17 protein-coding genes are annotated in these 18992 nt (G+C 65.4%); 9 read left to right on the forward strand and 8 right to left on the reverse strand.

Translation table 11 applies throughout. From position 1 onward, the window contains the following. Positions 1 to 49 precede the first annotated feature (49 nt). Genes QZ847_RS12005 through QZ847_RS12020 form a run of 4 tightly spaced genes read left to right on the forward strand, consistent with a single transcriptional unit; the run spans position 50 to position 3766 of the window. Positions 50 to 1033, forward strand: coding sequence for a phosphotransferase family protein (locus QZ847_RS12005; RefSeq protein WP_294356789.1), 984 nt, complete (start codon positions 50 to 52; stop codon positions 1031 to 1033). 17 nt (positions 1034 to 1050) lie between these two features. Further along, entirely contained in the window at positions 1051 to 1815 is a 765-nt protein-coding gene (locus QZ847_RS12010) for an SDR family NAD(P)-dependent oxidoreductase (protein ID WP_294356755.1), read from the forward strand. A gap of 23 nt (positions 1816 to 1838) precedes the next feature. Beyond that, on the forward strand, positions 1839 to 2639 hold the full coding sequence (locus QZ847_RS12015; RefSeq protein ID WP_294356757.1) for a glucose 1-dehydrogenase: 801 nt from the start codon (positions 1839 to 1841) through the stop codon (positions 2637 to 2639). A 59-nt stretch (positions 2640 to 2698) separates the two neighbouring features. Beyond that, on the forward strand, positions 2699 to 3766 hold the full coding sequence (locus tag QZ847_RS12020) for a catalase family protein (protein WP_294356758.1): 1068 nt from the start codon (positions 2699 to 2701) through the stop codon (positions 3764 to 3766). Positions 3767 to 3803: 37 nt separating this feature from the next. On the opposite strand, the gene leuA is transcribed toward QZ847_RS12020, so the two are convergent. Next, complete coding sequence (leuA, locus tag QZ847_RS12025; protein WP_294356760.1) at positions 3804 to 5462, reverse strand: 2-isopropylmalate synthase; 1659 nt, start codon at positions 5460 to 5462, stop codon at positions 3804 to 3806. A gap of 289 nt (positions 5463 to 5751) precedes the next feature. Here leuA and QZ847_RS12030 point away from each other — a divergent pair, with 289 nt between their 5' ends. Continuing rightward, entirely contained in the window at positions 5752 to 6141 is a 390-nt protein-coding gene (locus QZ847_RS12030; protein WP_093002884.1) for a BLUF domain-containing protein, read from the forward strand. Between the two features lie 36 nt (positions 6142 to 6177). Here QZ847_RS12030 and QZ847_RS12035 read toward each other — a convergent pair whose 3' ends face one another. The 6 genes from QZ847_RS12035 to miaA form a co-directional block, all read right to left on the reverse strand. After that, the gene (locus tag QZ847_RS12035) at positions 6178 to 6798 is read right to left on the reverse strand and encodes a YceI family protein (protein ID WP_294356762.1); all 621 of its coding nucleotides are present in this window, start codon (positions 6796 to 6798) and stop codon (positions 6178 to 6180) included. 92 nt (positions 6799 to 6890) lie between these two features. Continuing rightward, complete coding sequence (locus QZ847_RS12040; protein WP_294356763.1) at positions 6891 to 7667, reverse strand: hypothetical protein; 777 nt, start codon at positions 7665 to 7667, stop codon at positions 6891 to 6893. A 77-nt stretch (positions 7668 to 7744) separates the two neighbouring features. Continuing rightward, positions 7745 to 8764 (reverse strand): ketol-acid reductoisomerase, encoded by a 1020-nt coding sequence (gene ilvC / locus QZ847_RS12045; protein WP_294356765.1) that lies wholly within the window; start codon positions 8762 to 8764, stop codon positions 7745 to 7747. 52 nt (positions 8765 to 8816) lie between these two features. Continuing rightward, the gene (gene ilvN, locus QZ847_RS12050; RefSeq protein ID WP_294356767.1) at positions 8817 to 9332 is read right to left on the reverse strand and encodes an acetolactate synthase small subunit; all 516 of its coding nucleotides are present in this window, start codon (positions 9330 to 9332) and stop codon (positions 8817 to 8819) included. Between the two features lie 55 nt (positions 9333 to 9387). Then, positions 9388 to 11148, reverse strand: coding sequence for a biosynthetic-type acetolactate synthase large subunit (gene ilvB / locus QZ847_RS12055; RefSeq protein WP_294356770.1), 1761 nt, complete (start codon positions 11146 to 11148; stop codon positions 9388 to 9390). Positions 11149 to 11229: 81 nt separating this feature from the next. After that, on the reverse strand, positions 11230 to 12138 hold the full coding sequence (gene miaA, locus QZ847_RS12060) for a tRNA (adenosine(37)-N6)-dimethylallyltransferase MiaA (protein ID WP_294356790.1): 909 nt from the start codon (positions 12136 to 12138) through the stop codon (positions 11230 to 11232). 1 nt (position 12139) lies between these two features. Here miaA and serB point away from each other — a divergent pair, with 1 nt between their 5' ends. Continuing rightward, on the forward strand, positions 12140 to 13018 hold the full coding sequence (gene serB / locus QZ847_RS12065; RefSeq protein ID WP_294356772.1) for a phosphoserine phosphatase SerB: 879 nt from the start codon (positions 12140 to 12142) through the stop codon (positions 13016 to 13018). Positions 13019 to 13027: 9 nt separating this feature from the next. On the opposite strand, the gene QZ847_RS12070 is transcribed toward serB, so the two are convergent. Then, entirely contained in the window at positions 13028 to 13495 is a 468-nt protein-coding gene (locus QZ847_RS12070) for a GatB/YqeY domain-containing protein (RefSeq protein ID WP_294356774.1), read from the reverse strand. Positions 13496 to 13626: 131 nt separating this feature from the next. On the opposite strand from QZ847_RS12070, the gene carA reads away from it, so the two are divergent. The 3 genes from carA to greA all read left to right on the forward strand — a co-directional run. After that, positions 13627 to 14826: a glutamine-hydrolyzing carbamoyl-phosphate synthase small subunit gene (carA, locus tag QZ847_RS12075; protein WP_294356776.1), complete on the forward strand. Its 1200-nt coding sequence runs from the start codon at positions 13627 to 13629 to the stop codon at positions 14824 to 14826. Between the two features lie 259 nt (positions 14827 to 15085). Further along, complete coding sequence (gene carB, locus QZ847_RS12080) at positions 15086 to 18451, forward strand: carbamoyl-phosphate synthase large subunit (RefSeq protein WP_294356779.1); 3366 nt, start codon at positions 15086 to 15088, stop codon at positions 18449 to 18451. Positions 18452 to 18526: 75 nt separating this feature from the next. After that, positions 18527 to 18992 (forward strand): transcription elongation factor GreA (gene greA / locus QZ847_RS12085; RefSeq protein ID WP_294356781.1); only part of this gene is annotated, 466 nt, incomplete at its 3' end.

Here is an 18992-nt window from a genome sequence, read left to right on the forward strand (position 1 = left end):
CGACATCGCTGACCGTGACCGGCTCGACACCGATCGTCTGTCGACGTGGATGCGCGCCAACGTTCCCGGTTTCGACGGGCCGCTCGACTATGCCAAGTTCTCCGGCGGGCAGTCCAACCCGACGTACAAGCTGACGACGCCGACCGCGAGCTACGTGTTGCGGCGCAAGCCGATGGGCGACCTGTTGCCGAGCGCGCACCAGGTCGACCGTGAGTACCGCGTCATGGCCGCGTTGCACCCGACCGGCTTTCCCGTGCCGCGACAATACGGCCTGTGCGAGGACGCAGGCGTGATCGGCTCCGCGTTCTATGTGATGGAGATGGTCGAGGGACGCACGATCTGGGATGGCGGCATGCCCGATCTCTCCGCGGATCAGCGACGTGAGCATTATCACGCAATGATCGATACGCTCGCCGATCTCCACAACACCGATTACGAGGCGATCGGGCTGGGCGACTTCGGGCGTCCGGGCAATTATTTCGAGCGTCAGGTCGGACGCTGGACCAAGCAGTATCGCGGCGCCGAAACCGAGCACATGCCCGCAATGGAAACGCTGATCGACTTTCTGCCGCGAACGTTGCCCGAGCAGACACGCACGTCGATCGTCCACGGCGACTACCGCGTCGACAACATGAAGTTCGCATCCGGTACCGACGGCCGCGTCGTCGCGGTGCTCGACTGGGAGTTATGTACGCTCGGCGACCCGACGGCCGACCTGACCTATTATCTGATGAGCTGGGTGACCGAGCCGGAGGGCCGGTCGGGCGTGCAGGGGTTGACCGGACCAGAGACAGGCATTCCGACGCTGAAAGAGATGGTCGAGCGCTACTGCGCACGCACCGGTCGCGACGGCCTGCCGCAACTCGACTGGTATTTCGCCTTCAATCTCTTCCGCCTCGCCAGCATCGTGCAGGGAATCAAGAAGCGTTTTCTGATCGGCACCGCGTCCAGTCCGCGTGCGGAGGAGATGAGCGCGCGCGTGCCCATGCTCGCCGACGCGGCACTGACCTTCGCGCGCAAGGCGGGCGCCTGATATACGAGGAGTTAGCGATGTCGCTGTTCGATCTGACCGGCAAGGTCGTGCTCATTACCGGTTCCTCGCGCGGGATCGGCAAGGCCTCCGCGATCGCCTGCGCCGAACAGGGCGCGAAGGTCGTAATCTCCAGCCGCAAGCAGGACGCCTGCGATGCGGTTGCGTCCGAGATCAACGCGCGGTTCGGTGAGGGCACCGCCATCGCGGTCGCCGCCAACATCTCCGACAAGGAGGGATTGCAGCATCTCGTCGATGAGACGCGCCGCGTGCTCGGGCAGATCGACGTGCTGGTCTGCAACGCGGCGTCGAACCCTTATTACGGCCCGCAGGCCGGCATTGCCGACGATCAGTTCCGCAAGATTCTCGACAACAACATCATCTCCAATCATTGGTTGATCGGCATGGTGGTGCCCGAGATGCGGGAGCGGCGTGACGGCTCGGTCGTCATCGTCTCGTCGATCGGTGGCCTGCGCGGGTCGACCGTGATCGGTGCTTATTGCATCAGCAAGGCGGCGGACATGCAGCTCGCGCGCAACCTCGCGCACGAATATGGCCCGGACAACATCCGCGTGAACTGCATCGCGCCGGGCCTGATCAAGACCGATTTCGCGAAGGCATTGTGGGACGACGAAGCAATGGTCGCTGAGCGCAACGCCACCACGCCGCTGCGCCGGATCGGCGAGCCGGAGGAGATTGCAGGCGCGGTCGTCTATCTCGCCAGCAAGGCAAGCGCGTTCATGACCGGGCAGACGATGGTGATCGACGGCGGCGTCACGATCTGAACGGAGCACGGGAGGGCACTGACATGGCACGCTTCACCGATAAATCGATCATCGTCACCGGCGCGGGCTCCGGCATAGGTCGTGCTGCCGCAACCCTGTTCGCGGCTGAGGGCGCACGCGTCGTTGTCGCCGACGTGACCGATGGCGTGGACGCAACCGTGCGGCTGATCCGTGACGTCGGTGGCACCGCGGAGGCGATCCGCATGGACGCGGGCAATGAGGATGACGTGATCCGCACTATCGCGCTCGCCTGCGAGAAGCACGGCGGGCTCGACGTGATGTTCGCCAATGCTGGCATCTCGGGCGGAATGGCCAACATCTTCGACACCGACGTCTCGCTGATCACCGAGGTGCTGCGGGTCAATCTGATTGGGCCATACCTGGCGGTAAAGCACGCTTCGCCGAAGATCGCGGAGCGGGGCGGAGGTGCCATCATCCTGACCGCCAGCGTGGCGGGCATCCGCTCGGGCGCCGGCTCGCCCGCCTATTCTGCGTCGAAGGCGGGAGTCATAAACCTCGCGATGGTGTCGGCGCAGCAATTGTCCGGCGCGAACGTCCGGGTGAACGCGATCTGCCCGGGCCTCACCGAGACGGGCATGACCAAGCCGACGTTCGACTATGCGCGTGATGCGGGCAAGGAGGACCGTCTTGGTCGGCTGAACCCGCTTCGGCGCGGCGCGCAGCCCGAGGAGCTCGCCAAGGTCGCGCTGTTCCTCGCCAGCGACGACGCGAGCTACGTCAACGGACAGGCGATCGCGGTCGACGGCGGCCTGTCGTCGAGCCATCCGGTGACGAAGCAGGAATACGGTCGCACCGCGGTGTAAACCGGAACGGGCGCGCAACCAGCGTGTTAACATGGGTGAAGAACAAAGGGGCTTCACCCATGACCGATCCGATCCGTTACTCGCCCGATCTCGAAGACGTGAAGCCCGACGAGGGCGAGACGGTCGAGCAGCTCAACGAGCAATTCGACATCATCCTGAAAATCACGCACGAGGATTACGGTCACGCCGTCCGTTCTGTCCACGCGAAGGCGCACGCGATCGTCGAAGGAACATTGACCGTACTCCCGGACCTGCCGCCCGAACTGGCGCAAGGCATGTTCGCTAGCGCCGGCGAGCACCCGGTGTTCATGCGCTTCTCCACTAATCCTGGCGATATTCTGAGCGACGCAATCTCGCTGCCGCGCGGGCTCGCCATCAAGGTCCTGGATGTGGAGGGTGACCGACTACCGGGTGCAGAGGGGCGGACACAGGATTTCGTCATGGTCAATGGACCCGTCTTTCAGGCCAAGACCGCCGAGAAGTTTTTGGGCAACCTGAAGCTGCTCGCGCGCACGACCGACAAGGCCGAGGGAGCGAAGATCGCGCTGTCCGCAGTGCTACGCGGCGTTAACAACGCGTTGACCGCGGTGGGCGTGGAGAGCGCAGCAATCCGGTCGCTGGGCGGCGCGCCGAACGTCGATCCGATCGGCGAGACCTATTTCAGCGCGACGCCGTTCCGCTACGGCGATTATGTCGCGAAGTTCAAGCTGGTGCCCGTCGCGCCGGGATTGAAGGAGCGTACCGGGGCGATCATCGACGCGTCCGGTCGGCCTGACGCGATCCGCGAGACGCTGCAGCAGGAGTTGCGCGATATTGAAGGTGAGTGGGAGTTTCGCGTTCAGTTACAGCGCGACACGGAGAGGCAGCCGATCGAGGATCCGACGGTCGAGTGGACGGAAGAGGACGCGCCATCGGTGACGGTCGCGACGATCCGTACCAAGGCGCAGGACAGCTGGGACGAGGCGCGGGTGCAGCGCGTCAACGAGGAGCTGCGGTTCAGCGTCTGGACCGGACTTGCCGCGCATCAGCCACTCGGCAACATCAATCGCTCGCGAAAGGACGTGTACAAGCACAGCGCCGATTTCCGAGCCCGCGCCAACGGCTGCCCGATCCACGAGCCGACGTAACCGGCGCGACCGGCGGGGCGGACATGCCCCGCCTGCCTCAGGCGCGGTTCGCTGCCGACAGGACCGCCCGCACGCTGGCGGTCGCGATGTCGGTGTCGATACCGACGCCCCACACGATCCGACCATCGGCAGTGCGGCACTCGAGATAGGCCGCCGCCTGCGCGCCCGCGCCGTGTCCTATCGCGTGCTCGGCATAGTCGACCACGTCGAGATTGGGCCCGGTCGTCTCCGCCAGCGCGGCGATTACGCCGGAGATCAGGCCGTTGCCGCGACCGGAGATCGACTTCTCCTCGCCATCAACCGCGACGTGCCCGACGAATAGCCGATCGCCCGAGGCTCCCGTCTCCTCGTAATCGCGCAAGATATAGCGGTCGGCTGCGCCTGGCAGATAAGTCGCCTCGAACCGACGCCAAATGTCGGCGGCGTTCAACTCGCGGCTGGTCTCGTCGGCGAGCGCCTGGACGTGGCGGCTGAAGTCGGCCTGCAGGCGCTTGGGCAGGCGCAGGCCCTTGTCCTGCTCGATCACCCAGGCGACGCCGCCCTTGCCCGACTGCGAGTTGACGCGGATTACCGCCTCGTAGCTGCGCCCTAAATCGGCCGGGTCGATCGGCAGGTACGGCACCTCCCAAAAATCATCGTTGCGTGCCGCCTGCGCGGCAAAGCCCTTTTTGATCGCGTCCTGGTGCGAGCCCGAGAAGGCGGTGAACACCAGGTCGCCCGCATAGGGCGTGCGCGGGTGGACGGGCAGGTTGGTGCAGTAATCGACCGTTTTCACCACTGCATCGATGTCGGACAGGTCCAGCCGCGGGTCGACGCCCTGCGTGTACATGTTGAGCGCGACGGTCACGAGGTCGCAATTGCCCGTCCGCTCGCCATTACCGAGCAGACAGCCCTCGACCCGATCGGCACCCGCCATCATTCCCAGTTCCGCCGCCGCGACGCCGGTGCCTCGGTCGTTATGCGTGTGGAGCGAGATGACAACTGCGTCGCGGTTCGGGATGTTACGGGCAAACCATTCGATCTGGTCGGCATAGACGTTGGGGGTTGCGCACTCGACGGTCGCGGGCAGGTTGAAGATGATCGGGCGCTCGGGCGTGGGTTGCAGGACGTCCATTACCGCGGCGCAGACCTCGACCGAGAAGTCGAGTTCGGCGGTCGAGAACGTCTCGGGACTGTACTCGAACTGCCAGTCGGTGTTCGGGCGTTTCGCCGCCTCGTCGCGCAGGATCCTCGCGCCGTCGACCGCGATCTGCCGCACCTCGTCGCGCGACATGCCGAAGACGATCCGCCGCCACGCCGGGCTGACCGCGTTGTACAGGTGAATGATCGCCGTCTTGGCCCCCTCCAGGCTGCGGAAACTCGTCTCGATCAGGTCGCGCCGCGACTGCGTCAACACCTGCAACGTGACGTCGTCGGGTACGCGGCCGGATCGTACCAGGCCGGAGATGAAGTCGAACTCGGTCGCGCCAGCGCTGGGGAAGCCGACCTCGATCTCCTTCAGACCGACCTTGACCAGCAGGTCGAAGAAGCGGTTCTTCTTTTCCGCGTCCATCGGATCGATCAGCGCCTGGTTGCCGTCGCGCAGGTCGGTCGACAGCCAGCGCGGCGCATGGCTGATTGTCTTTGACGGCCACTGCCGGTCTGGCAGGTCGATGGTCGGGAACAGTCGGTACTTGGTCGATGGATCGCGCAGCATGGCTCGGCTCTCTTGCAGGGGAGTGTCGGCAGGCCCTTAGGCGCGGGGTGCGCGAGCAAACGCGCACGGTACGGTCGCGCCTAAGGGCGCGTAAGTCGAAGAAGGAGCGCCGTAACGATCATCTCATCTTATCTTGCCCGCCGCGCGGCACGGTGTCCAGCCCGTAGATAGCGGCGGCGCGCTTCGGGGGAGGTCGGCGACGCTGTCGCAAAACTGCTTAACATGGATGCAAACGTTGAGGTTTGCGCAACACCTGCGGGCTAGGCAAGAGGACTAAGGAGCCGTCGCCATGTTGCAACTCGTTTACATTTCGTCAGTCGCGCAGCGCGCCGACCTACCTAGCATCCTGGCAAAATCGCGGATCAACAACCGCCGGGATAACATCACGGGGCTGCTCTACTCGGACGGTGTGCGCTTTCTGCAGGCGCTGGAGGGGCCGGCGCTCGCGGTGGAGACCGCGTATGAGCGGATCAGGCAAGACCCTCGGCACAACGCGCTTGTCATCTTGTCGCGGCGCGAGGTGGAGGCGCGCGAGTTCGGCGACTGGGCAATGGCGGAGCGGCGCGTCGGCGAGGAGGCAGACCAGTTCTGCCTGCGCGTCGACCGCCTGCTGGCGAACACCGGCCCCAACGTACGCGCGACCTTCGACAGCTTCATCAAGCTGCGCCATGCGGCATGAAGGAAGCGGGCGGCGCAGGGCCGCCCGCACGCTTGATCAGGCGGTGAAGGCGGCGTGGATCGTCAGGTTGACCGTATCCGACACGACGGGCGCGTAGGCACCAACGCCGAAGTCGCTGCGCTTGATCTGCCCCTTGGCGGTGAAGCCGAGGTTGAGCTTCTTGCTCATCGGATTGTCGCCCGCGCCGACGAAGGTCACATCGAGCGTCACCGGCTTCGTCTGATCCTTGATCGTCAGATTGCCCATCATCGTCGCGCTGTTCGCGCCCTTGGGCACGATGCGGGTCGAGACGAAGCGCGCGGTCGGATATTGCGCCGCGTTGAAGAAGTCAGCAGACTTCAGGTGCTTGGCAAACGGTGCCGCAGTTACTGACAGGTCGTCGATGTTGAAGGCGACGTCGACCTTGGTCGCAGCGGGCTTCTTCGGATCGATCGTGATTGAGCCGCCGCTCGCGCCAAACTGTCCCTCGAGCATGGAGAAGCCCATATGGTTGACCTGCCAGCTGACCTGCGTGTGTGCGGGATCGACCTGATATGTGCCGGCGGGGACGCGCGACACGATCGGCTGCCCGGGCTGCTGCGGCGTGGTGGCAATTTGCGCGAGCGCGGGAACGGATACGAGGGCCAGCGTGGCGGCGGCGAAATGGCGGATGCGCATGGTAAAGAAGCTCCCTGTTGCTGCGTCGATCCAACCACAAGCCGGCGTCTTGGGGAATATGGCGCGTCCGAAACGATCTGTTTCAGCGGCGATCAGTCATCGTCCAGCTCCTTGGAACCGGCGGGCAGGATATCGTACCTGATCCGCACCCAGACGCCGAGCATCGGCTGACCGCCCTTTCGCGGCGGGCGTATCAGAAACTGCCACGCCGCCTGCCGCACTGCGCCCGCGATGCGCGAGCCGGGCGTCTCGCCGAGTTCGCGGCAATCTTCGACGTGAAAGCGCGCGATCGTGCGGCACGCGATCACGCCCCAGCCGAGCTTACCCGAGGGCAGGTAGGTCGCCATCTCGGCACGCGTCGGCTTGCGATACCATTCGGCCGCGTACATCGGCTCACCACTCGGACCCGTGCCGATGCTGGGATCGCCGCCCTCGTCACCTGCGGAAGCAACCTGCGTACCGCTGCCCGAACCAGCGGTACCCTTGATCTTACCGATGTTCGACGCGGCATAGTCTGACTGGCTGAGGACGAGCACGCCCGGCAGATGGAGCGTGACCGGAGGCGGCGGCACAATCGGTGCCTCGCGCGGCGGCGTCACGGTGCGCGGCTGCGGCGAGGCGGCCGTGGGAGCCGCTGCGCGCGTCCGCGTGACGGTGCGTTTGCTCGCCTGCGACGAGCCGAGCGGCGTGACGTTGAAGGCCGCGAGCCGACGCCCGTCGCCGGGCTCGCTGCGTCGGTACCCACCCATCCCGAGCAGCGCGAGGATGATGGCGGCGGCGATCGCCAGCGCGAGTGCCCATGACGCCGCGCGGCCTCCACGCGAGGCGCGAGCGTCGTACGAAAATGAACGGTACGACGCCGCACTCATGACGAGCCGCCCTACGCCCAGGCATCCGCCGCGGCAACGGGGCCGCAGCGGCTTTTTACCTCAACTTGCCAGCCAGTTCAGTTCTTTGCCTTGTCGACCAGCTTGTTGGCACCGATCCACGGCATCATCGCGCGCAGTTCGGCACCGACCTTCTCGATCGGATGCGCCGCGGCGGCCTTGCGCGCGGCCTTCAGTTCGGGCTGACCGGCGCGGTTGTCGAGGACGAAGTTCTTCACGAAGCGCCCTGCCTGAATGTCGGCGAGCACGCGCTTCATCTCGCGCTTGGTTTCGTCGGTGATGATGCGCGGACCTGTCGTAATGTCACCATATTCGGCGGTGTTCGAGATCGAGTAGCGCATGTTGGCGATCCCGCCCTCGTACAGCAAATCGACGATCAGCTTGGTTTCGTGCAGGCACTCGAAATAGGCCATTTCGGGTGCGTAGCCCGCCTCGACCAGCGTCTCGAACCCCGCCTGGATCAGGTGGGTTATGCCGCCGCACAGCACTGCCTGTTCGCCGAACAGATCAGTTTCGCATTCTTCCTTGAAGTTGGTCTCGATGATGCCCGAGCGACCGCCGCCGACCGCGCTGGCGTAGGCGAGGGCCAAGTCGTGCGCGTTGCCGCTCGCGTCCTGGTCGACCGCGATCAGGCAGGGCACGCCGCCGCCGCGGACGTATTCGGAGCGGACGGTGTGGCCCGGACCCTTGGGCGCGATCATGATGACGTCGATGTCGGCGGGCGCCTCGATAAGGCCAAAGTGGATGTTCAGTCCGTGCGCGAAGGCAATTGCGGAGCCAGCGCGCATGTTGCCCTTCAGGTCGTTTTCCCAGATGCCGGCCTGATGCTCGTCGGGTGCGAGGATCATGACGAGGTCTGCCCAGGCGGCGGCGTCCTTGTTGCTCATTACGGTGAAGCCGGCACCTTCCGCCTTCTTCGCCGTGGCCGAGCCTTCACGTAGCGCGATCGCCACGTCCTTGACGCCCGAATCGCGCAGGTTCTGCGCATGCGCGTGGCCCTGGCTGCCATAGCCGACGATCGCGATCTTCTTGCCCGTGACAAGGTTCAGGTCGGCGTCTTGGTCGTAATAGACACGCATCATAAACTCCCTTTGATCGTGGCGACGCTCGGCCGAGCACCGCGAGAAATGGTCAGGCGGCGTCCTTGCCGCGTGAGATCGCGACCACGCCGGTGCGCGCGACCTCGATCAGGCCGACTTCGCCCATCAGCTCGACGAACTTGTTGATCTTTTCGACACCACCGGTAACCTCGAAGACGAACGACGAGGTTGTCGCGTCGACGACGCGCGCACGGTATACGTCAGCGAGGCGCAGCGCCTCGATCCGGTGGTCGCCGGTGCCGCGGACCTTTACCAGCGCGAGCTCGCGCTCGACGTGATCACCCTCCGCGGTCAGATCGTGGACGCGGTGGACGGGGATCAGCCGGTCGAGCTGCGCGACGATCTGCTCGAGTGTCGCTGGTGACGCGCTCGTGACAATCGTGATCCGGCTGACCGCCTTGTCCGCGGTCACTTCGCTGACGGTCAGGCTCTCGATATTGTAGCCGCGCGCGGTGAACAGCCCGGCGATGCGCGCCAGGATGCCGGGTTCGTTGTCGACGATGACCGCCAGCGTGTGCCGCTCGGCCTTCTCTTCACGGATGTGCATGATGATCCTTCTGCGCTCCCGTGGAGGGAGCAGGCAATGGTGGGCTGAGGCGAGATCAGACGAGCGCGCGCGCCTCGTCGTCCATGGTGCCCGACACCTCGTTCGCCTGGAGGATCATGTCGGTGTGCGCGGCACCCGACGGGATCATCGGGAAGCAATTGGCGAGTTTCGCCACGCGGCAGTCGACCATCACCGGTCCGTCATGTGCGAGCATGTCGGCGACGCCGGCATCCAGCTGGTCGGGCGCCTCGATGCGGATACCCTTCCAGCCATAGGCCTCCGCCAGCCGCACGAAATCAGGCAGCGAGTCGGAATAGCTCTCAGCGTAGCGGCTCTCATAGGTCAGCTCCTGCCACTGGCGCACCATCCCCATATATTCGTTGTTGAGGATGAAGACCTTTACCGGCAGCCGGTATTGCGTTGCGGTGGCGAGCTCCTGGATATTCATCTGGATCGATGCCTCGCCCGCGATGTCGATGACGAGCGCGCCGGGATTGCCGAGCTGCGCGCCGATCGCGGCGGGCAGGCCATAGCCCATCGTACCCAGTCCACCGCTGGTCAGCCATTTGTTGGGCAGTTCGAAGCCGAAATATTGCGCCGCCCACATCTGGTGCTGCCCGACCTCGGTCGTGATGATCGGCTGGCGCGCGTGCGTCGCTTCCCACAATGCGCGGATTGCGCGTTGTGGCATGATCTCGCCGCGGTAGCCGTTCGGCTCGTCCTCGGGAAAGGCGAGGCTGTCCTTGGCGCGCCATTCGGCGATGCGATCCCACCACGCTGACAGGTCGGGCCTGGCGTACTGCCGCGATTTCCACACGCGGATCATGTCCTCCATCGCGCGACCGGCATCGGCGACGATCGCAAGGTTGATCCGGACCGTCTTGTTGATGCTTGAGCGATCGATGTCGACGTGGATCTTGCGGCTGTTCGGCGCGAAGGCATCGAGACGCCCGGTGACGCGATCATCGAAGCGCGCGCCGATGTTCACGATCAGGTCGGCCTGGTTCATCGCCCAGTTCGCTTCATAGGTGCCGTGCATCCCCAGCATGCCGAGGAACTGCGGCGATGAGGCGGGGAAAGCGCCCAGACCCATCAGCGTCGAGGTGACCGGCGCGCCGGTGATCCGTGCCAGCTCGATCAGCAACTGCGCTGCCGCCGGCCCCGAGTTGATGACGCCGCCGCCAGTGTAGAGCACCGGGCGCTCGGCCGCGGCGATCATGTCGACCGCCTGCTCGATCGCGGCACGGTCGGCCTTGAGTGCCGGGCGGTAGGTCTTGTGCTGGATCGGGCCGGGTTTGCTGTAGGTCGCGGTGGCGACCTGCACGTCCTTGGGGATGTCGATCACGACGGGTCCAGGGCGGCCCGAGGTGGCGATATGGAACGCCTCGTGGATCGTGGGTCCGAGCTTTGCCGGATCCTTCACTAGGTAATTGTGCTTGGTGCAGTGGCGCGTGATGCCGACCGTGTCCGCCTCCTGAAACGCATCGGAGCCGATCAGGTGCGATGGCACCTGACCTGTGATGACGATCATGGGGATCGAATCGAGCATCGCGTCGGTGATACCGGTGATCGCGTTGGTGGCGCCCGGACCCGAGGTGACGAGCACGACGCCGGGCTTGCCGGTCGAGCGCGCGTAGCCTTCCGCCGCGTGCGTCGCTGCCTGTTCGTGGCGGACGAGGATGTGCCGGATCCGCTGCGACCGGAACAGCGCGTCGTAGATCGGCAGCACCGCCCCGCCGGGATAGCCGAACACGACTTCCACGCCGAGATCGACCAGCGCCTCGACCAGAATGTCTGCTCCGCCTCGCTCAACCACGATCTTGCTCCCACATTGGTGCGAGCTGGCGCTCGCTGAACGGCGGCGCGCTAATCTATGAAAAGTTGCGCGTCAACCAAGCTAAACGAAATAAAATTGCAGACCCGGTTGGTCTTGACGCTGCCACATGGGCGGTGGCTGGTTACGGAACCAGGTGTACTGCCGCTTTGCATATTGCCGCGTGGCGAGTTGCGCGCGCGCGATCGCACCGTCGCGGCTGATCGCGCCCGCGAGCATGGCTGCGATCTCCGGCACGCCGATCGCACGGCGCACCGGCGCGTCAGGCGACATGTCTGAGCGGCGGAGCAATGCGGCGACTTCTTCGACTGCGCCGTCGTCGAACATCGCTTCAAGCCGGCGATCGCAGCGCGTGAACAGCTTTTCACGATCAGGAAGCAGCACTGCCGCCGAGAGCGCGACGCGGTCGCCGATCCCGCCGGTACGTTGCTGCTGCCAGTGCGACAGCGGCTTGCCGGTCGAGCGCACCACTTCCAGCGCGCGTGCAACACGCGTCGTGTCGGCGGGAGCAAGGCGGGTGGCGGCGGAAGGGTCTTCGCGTTCCAGCGCCTCGTGCGCCTCGGCGACCGGAAGCGCGCGTACCCCGGCACGCACCTCGGGGTCGATCTCTGGCACCGGCGCGATGCCGTCGAGCAAGGTGCGCAGATAGAGGCCCGTGCCGCCGACCAGCACCGGCACGCCACCGCTCCCGTGAACCGCGTCGATTGCTGCGGTGGCATCGCTTGCCCAGCGCGCCGCGGAGCACGCCTCCGCCCCGTCGACGTAGCCGAAGAGGCGGTGCGGCACGCGCGCCTCGTCCTCACCCGACGGTCGCGCACTCAGCACGCGCAGGTCGCGGTACACTTGGCTCGCGTCGGCGTTGACCACCGTGCCGCCGATCTGCTCCGCCAGTTCGATCGCCAGCGCGCTCTTGCCGCTCGCAGTCGGCCCTGCGATGAGCGCGACCTTGGGCCGCGGGGTAGGGGACGACACGATGTTCACGGCAACGCTGATAGCAGCGGGGCGGCTGTCGCCCAACATGCTGGCGGGCGCGCGCGAGCGGCTGGCCGCGGCGGGGTGTATGCCCACGACGGTCGCCTGGATCGATGAGGGTGACGCGGCTGACGTAACGTTCGGATCATCGCCTGAGGCAGCACGCGCTGCGCTGGAGGGTGTGTTCAACCGCGTCGACGTGGTCGTACAACCGATCGAGGGCCGTGCCAAGCAGCTGCTCGTCGCCGACATGGACTCGACCATGATCACCGTCGAATGCATCGACGAATTGGCCAACTATGCCGGAATCAAGCCGCAGATCGCCGAGATCACCGAGCGCGCGATGCGCGGCGAGCTGGATTTCGAGGCGGCGCTGGACGCGCGCGTCGCGCTGCTCGGCGGACTTGACGAGGCGGCAATCGACCGCTGCCGCGCCGAACGTGTTACGCTGATGCCGGGTGCGCGGACGTTGGTGCGGACGATGCGCGCGCGTGGGGGCACGGCGGTGCTGGTGTCGGGCGGCTTCACGCGCTTCGCCGAGCCGGTCGCGGCCGAGATCGGTTTCGATCGCGCGATCGCGAATGTGCTGGAGATCGAGGATGGCAGCCTGACCGGCGCGGTTGGGCGACCGATCGTCGGTGCGGCGACCAAGAAGGCCACGCTACTTGAGTACCGCGCGCACCTTGCCCTTGGCGAAAGCGCGACCCTCGCGGTGGGGGACGGCGCCAACGATCTGGCGATGATCGAGGTCGCCGGGCTGGGTGTCGCCTATCATGCCAAGCCGATCGTCGCCGCGGCGGCCGGTGCGCGGATCGACCACAATGATCTCTCCGCGCTGTTGTGGGCGCAAGGAATTCCTCTCGCCGAATGGGTCGACTGAGCGGGCAGATCAGCCCGCCAGCGCGGCCTTTACCAGCGCGCTGGCCTTGCTCATGTCGAGGTTGGCGGCGTGGCGCGCTTTCAGTTCGGCCATGACGCGACCCATGTCCTTCATGCCCGACGCGCCGAGATCGTTCTTGATCGTCTGAATTGCGGCGCGCGTCTCGTCCTCGCTCATTTGCTGCGGCAGGAAGCGCTCGATCACCGCGACCTCCGCCTCCTCGCTCGCCGCCAACTCCTCGCGTCCGCCCTTGCGGTACATGTCGATCGACTCGCGGCGTTGCTTGACCATCTTCTGCAGCACCTCGACCACCAGCGCGTCATCAGCCGGCGTGCCGGGTTCGGGTGCGCCGCTGGTGCGCGCCTCGATGTCGCGGTTCTTCACCGCAGCCTGAATGAGGCCGATCGCGGCGCGGGCTTCCTTGTCGCCCGCCTTCATGGCGGTGATTTGGGCTTGCTTGATGTCGTCTCTGATCATGGAAAACGCGATAGCGCGGGAGGGCGGCGGAGGCGAGAGGGGTGCGCGATCGGTTGACGGACCGCGCCGCTGGCACTAGCGGGCGGGGCTTAGCGACATCGCAGACTTTTACCCAGGAGTGCCCGCCGATCATGGCCGACGCCAAGCCTTTGCACGCGCCTAAACCAGAAGGGGCGACCGGCGTCCTCGTGCTCGCCTCGGGCGATGTTGTCTGGGGGCGCGGGTTCGGCGCGGAAGGGGCGGCGGTCGGCGAGGTGTGCTTCCATACCGCGATGACGGGTTATCAGGAGATCATGACCGACCCGTCGTTCGCCGGGCAGATCATCACCTTCACCTTTCCGCACATCGGCAACGTCGGCGCCAACCCCGACGATATCGAGGCCGACGCGCCGCACGCACTCGGCATGATCGTGCGCGAGGACGTGACCGCGCCGTCCAACTTCCGCGCGGTCGAGAACCTCGACGGCTGGATGCGACGCCACGCGCGGATCGGCCTGTCGGGCATCGACACGCGAGCTCTGACGAAGCGCATTCGCGCAGGTGGTGCGCCGAACGGCGTCGTCGCGCACTCGGCTACGGGCGAGTTCGACCTCGACGCGCTGCTCGACATGGCGCGCGCGTGGCCGGGGCTCGAGGGCATGGATCTCGCGAAGTCGGTGTCGACCGAAATGCATTACGCTTGGGGTCAGACGCGCGAGGGCGGGCCGTGGCGGCTCGGCTTCGGCTACGGCGGCGCGGAGGGCGACGAGCGCCCCCACGTCGTAGCGATCGATTACGGCAGCAAGCACAATATCTTCCGCAATCTTGTCCACGCCGGCGCGAAGGTCAGCGTCCTGCCCGCCACCGCGACGTTCGCAGAGGTGATGGCGCTGCGACCCGACGGCATTTTCCTGTCGAACGGCCCGGGCGACCCAGCCGCGACCGGCGAGTACGCCGTGCCGGTTATCCGTCAGTTGCTCGACACCGGCAAGCCGCTGTTCGGCATCTGCCTCGGTCACCAGTTGCTGGCACTCGCAGTCGGCGCTCGCACGACCAAGATGTTCCAGGGCCACCGCGGCGCCAACCACCCGGTCAAGCGCGTCAGCGCGAACGGTGCGACCGAGCAGGTCGAGATCACCAGCATGAACCACGGCTTCGCGGTTGAACGCGACAGCCTGCCCGCCAATGCGCGCGAGACGCACGTGTCGCTGTTCGACGGCAGCAACGCCGGGTTGGAGTTGACCGACCGGCCGGCGTTCTCGGTGCAATATCACCCGGAGGCGAGCCCGGGGCCGCAGGATAGCCTGTATCTGTTCGAGCGGTTTGTGGAATCGTTGAGGGCGGAAGATTGATGTCACTGGTGATGGCTGCATTGTTGTTACAAGCGGTCGAGCACAACCCCGGGGATTACGCGCCACCTCATCCCACTAACCGTGAAATGAGGAAGGCCATTAAACGGTGCGGTGGTGATCCCAAATACTTCAGTTACGAGCGGGGGCATCAAGTCTTGCACCTAGCGGGCGATTTGGCGGCAACCGCTGTCAACGACTGTATGGCTGATTATGCGCAACGATTTGGCGTAATCCCGCTTCCCCCCATTCGGATGTACTAATGCCCAAACGCACCGACATCTCCACCATCCTCGTCATCGGCGCGGGGCCGATCGTCATCGGTCAGGCGTGCGAGTTCGATTATTCGGGCACGCAGGCGATCAAGGCGCTGCGCGAAGAGGGATATCGCATCGTCCTGGTCAACTCGAACCCGGCGACGATCATGACCGATCCCGATCTGGTCGGCAGCGACGGCGCGACCTACGTCGAGCCGATCACGCCCGAGGTCGTTGCGCGCATCATCGAAAAGGAGCGCCCCGACGCGGTGCTGCCGACGATGGGCGGGCAGACCGCGCTCAACACCGCGCTCGCTCTGTTCCGCGACGGCACGTTCGAGAAGTTCGGCGTGCAGATGATCGGTGCCGACGCCGACGCGATCGACAAGGCGGAGGATCGCCTAAAATTCCGCGACGCGATGGACAAGATCGGGCTAGAGAGTGCGCGCTCGGCGATCGCGCATACGGAAGGAGAGGCGCTGGCGGGGCTTGAGAAGGTCGGGCTGCCCGCGATCATCCGCCCGAGCTTCACGCTCGGCGGCACCGGCGGCGGTGTCGCCTACAACCGCGAGGAGTTCCTCGACATCGTGCGCAAGGGGCTCGACGCCTCGCCGACGACCGAGGTGCTGATCGAGGAGTCGCTGCTCGGCTGGAAAGAGTATGAGATGGAGGTGGTCCGCGACCGCGCCGACAATTGCATCATCATCTGCTCGATCGAGAACGTCGACCCGATGGGTGTCCATACCGGCGATTCGATCACGGTCGCGCCCGCGCTGACGCTGACCGACAAGGAATACCAGATCATGCGCAACGCGAGCATCGCGGTGCTGCGCGAGATCGGGGTGGAGACGGGCGGCTCGAACGTCCAATTCGCGGTCAATCCGAAGGACGGCCGCCTGATCGTCATTGAGATGAACCCGCGCGTCTCGCGCTCGTCGGCGCTCGCATCCAAGGCGACCGGCTTTCCCATCGCCAAGGTCGCGGCGAAGCTGGCGGTCGGCTACACGCTCGACGAGATCGAGAACGACATCACCGGTGCGACGCCCGCATCGTTCGAGCCGACGATCGATTACGTCGTCACCAAGATCCCGCGCTTCGCGTTCGAGAAGTTCAAGGGTGCCGAACCCGTGCTGTCGACCGCGATGAAGTCGGTCGGCGAGGTGATGGCGATCGGGCGCAACATCCACGAGTCGATGCAGAAGGCGCTACGGGGGCTGGAGACCGGGCTGTCGGGCTTCAACCACGTCGATCGCCTGGTCGGTGCGCCGCGTGCGGAGATCGAGGCCGCGCTCGCCGTCGCCACGCCCGACCGGCTGCTCGTCGCGGCGCAGGCGCTGCGCGAAGGCTTCACGGTTGCCGAGGTTCACGCGATTGCGAAGTACGACCCGTGGTTCCTCGAGCGGATCGCCGAGATCGTTGCCGCCGAGAACGAGGTGATGGAGAACGGCCTCCCAATCGATGCGGCGGGCATGCGCCGGCTGAAGTCGATGGGCTTCAGCGACAAGCGCCTCGCATGGCTGGCGCTGCAATCGGCCAATCTGCGCGGGATGAGCCGCGGGATCGCGCGTGGCTCGGGGCTGATCCACGAGGCGGTAAAGGCGATGACCGGCGGCGTCACCGAGGATGAGGTGCGCGCGCACCGCGTCAAGCTGGGTGTGCGCCCGGTGTTCAAGCGAATCGACACCTGCGCGGCCGAGTTCGATGCGAAGACGCCGTACATGTACTCGACCTATGAGGCGCCATCCTTCGGAGAGCCCGAGAACGAGGCAATGCCGTCCGACCGTCGCAAGATCGTCATCCTGGGTGGCGGACCGAACCGGATCGGGCAGGGGATCGAGTTCGATTACTGCTGCTGTCACGCATGTTTCGCGCTGGCGGACGCCGGGTTCGAGACGATCATGGTCAACTGCAACCCGGAGACGGTCAGCACCGACTATGACACCTCAGACCGGCTCTACTTCGAGCCGCTGACTGCCGAGGACGTGCTCGAGATCCTCCACGTCGAGCAGTCGCGCGGCGAGCTCGTCGGCGTGATCGTCCAGTTCGGCGGACAAACCCCGCTCAACCTCGCGCGCGCACTCGAAGCAGCGGGCATCCCGATCCTAGGTACTGCGCCAGACGCGATTGACCTCGCGGAAGATCGCGAACGGTTCGCCGCGCTCGTCAACAAGCTTCATCTGCTGCAACCTTCGAACGGCATCGCGCGCAGCCGCGACGAGGCGATCGCGGTCGCGCACCGGATCGGCTACCCGGTGCTGATGCGACCCAGCTACGTGCTCGGCGGGCGGGCGATGGAGATTGTCGACAGCGACCAACAGCTGGACGATTACATCCAGACCGCGGTGCAGGTGTCAGGCGACTCGCCCGTCCTGATCGATCAATACCTACGCGACGCGGTCGAGGTCGATGTCGATGCGATCTGCGACGGGAATGACGTGGTCGTTGCGGGCGTGCTGCAGCATATCGAGGAGGCCGGCGTTCACTCGGGCGACAGCGCTTGCTCGATCCCGCCGTACAGCCTGGGCGACGAGATCATCGCCGAGATCGAGCGGCAGACCGAAGCGCTCGCGCGTGGACTGAGCGTCGTCGGTCTCATGAATATCCAGTTCGCGGTCAAGGATGGCCAGGTTTACCTCATCGAGGTCAACCCGCGCGCCAGCCGCACGGTGCCGTTCGTCGCCAAGGCGATCGGCGCGCCGATCGCGAAGATTGCGGCACGCGTCATGGCGGGCGAGAAGCTGTGCGATCTGCCGGTGATCGACCGCCGCATTGACTATGTCGCGGTGAAGGAAGCGGTGTTCCCGTTCAACCGCTTTCCCGGCATCGATCCCGTGCTCAGCCCTGAGATGAAGTCCACCGGCGAAGTGATGGGGATCGACCGCGATTTCACCACCGCGTTCGCGAAGGCACAATTGGGTGCTGGTACCGTGCTGCCGGACAGTGGCGCGGTATTCGTCAGCGTCAAGGACAGCGACAAGCCCCTGATCGTGCCCGCGGCGAAGCAGTTGGTGGAGGCAGGCTTCACGATCGTCGCGACCGGCGGCACGGCAGATTATCTGTCGCGAGCCGGACTGCCGGTCGAGCTGGTGAACAAGGTCGCGCAAGGACGCCCGCACATCGTCGACCGGATCAAGGACGGCGGAATTGCGCTGATCTTCAACACGACCGAAGGGTGGCAGAGCCTGAAGGACTCGCAGCCGATCCGCGCCAGTGCAGTCGCGGGACGCATCCCGTATTTCACCACCGCGTCGGCAAGTGTCGAGGCCGCGAAGGCGATTGCGGCGAATGCCGTTGCCGGGCAACAGGCCGGCGCACGTCGCGTGCTTGAAGTGCGGCCGCTGCAATCCTATTATTCGCAATCGCACAACTGAACCTCGGACATACAGTTGATCGTGCGTGCGGCCTTGCAGGGAAGGCCGCTCGGGGGCGTTTGAAGGAAGTGACGCATGGCGACCGTTGAAAAGATGCCGATGCTGCAGGAAGGCTATGAGAAGCTGAATGCAGATTTGAAGCGTCTGAAAACTGAGCGGCCGCAGATCGTCGATGCGATCGAGGAAGCGCGCGCGCACGGCGACTTGTCGGAGAACGCTGAATATCACGCCGCCAAGGAACGTCAGGGGCAGATCGAAGCCTCGATCGCTGACATAGAGGACAAGCTCAGCCGCGCCCAGATCATCGACCCGCGCGACCTGTCGGGCGACAAGATCGTGTTTGGCGCAACAGTGACGTTGCTCGATGAAGACGACAAGCCGATCCGTTATCAGATCGTCGGCCAGACCGAGGCAGACGCGAAGGGTGGGCGTATCAGCTACAACTCGCCGCTGGGTCGCGCGTTGATCGGCCGAAGTGTCGACGACGAGGTCGAGGTGACGGTGCCGTCCGGCGACCGTTACTATCTCGTGTCCAAGATTG

The sequence above is a fragment of the uncultured Sphingomonas sp. genome (genome assembly GCF_913778135.1).
Lineage (GTDB): Bacteria > Pseudomonadota > Alphaproteobacteria > Sphingomonadales > Sphingomonadaceae > Sphingomonas.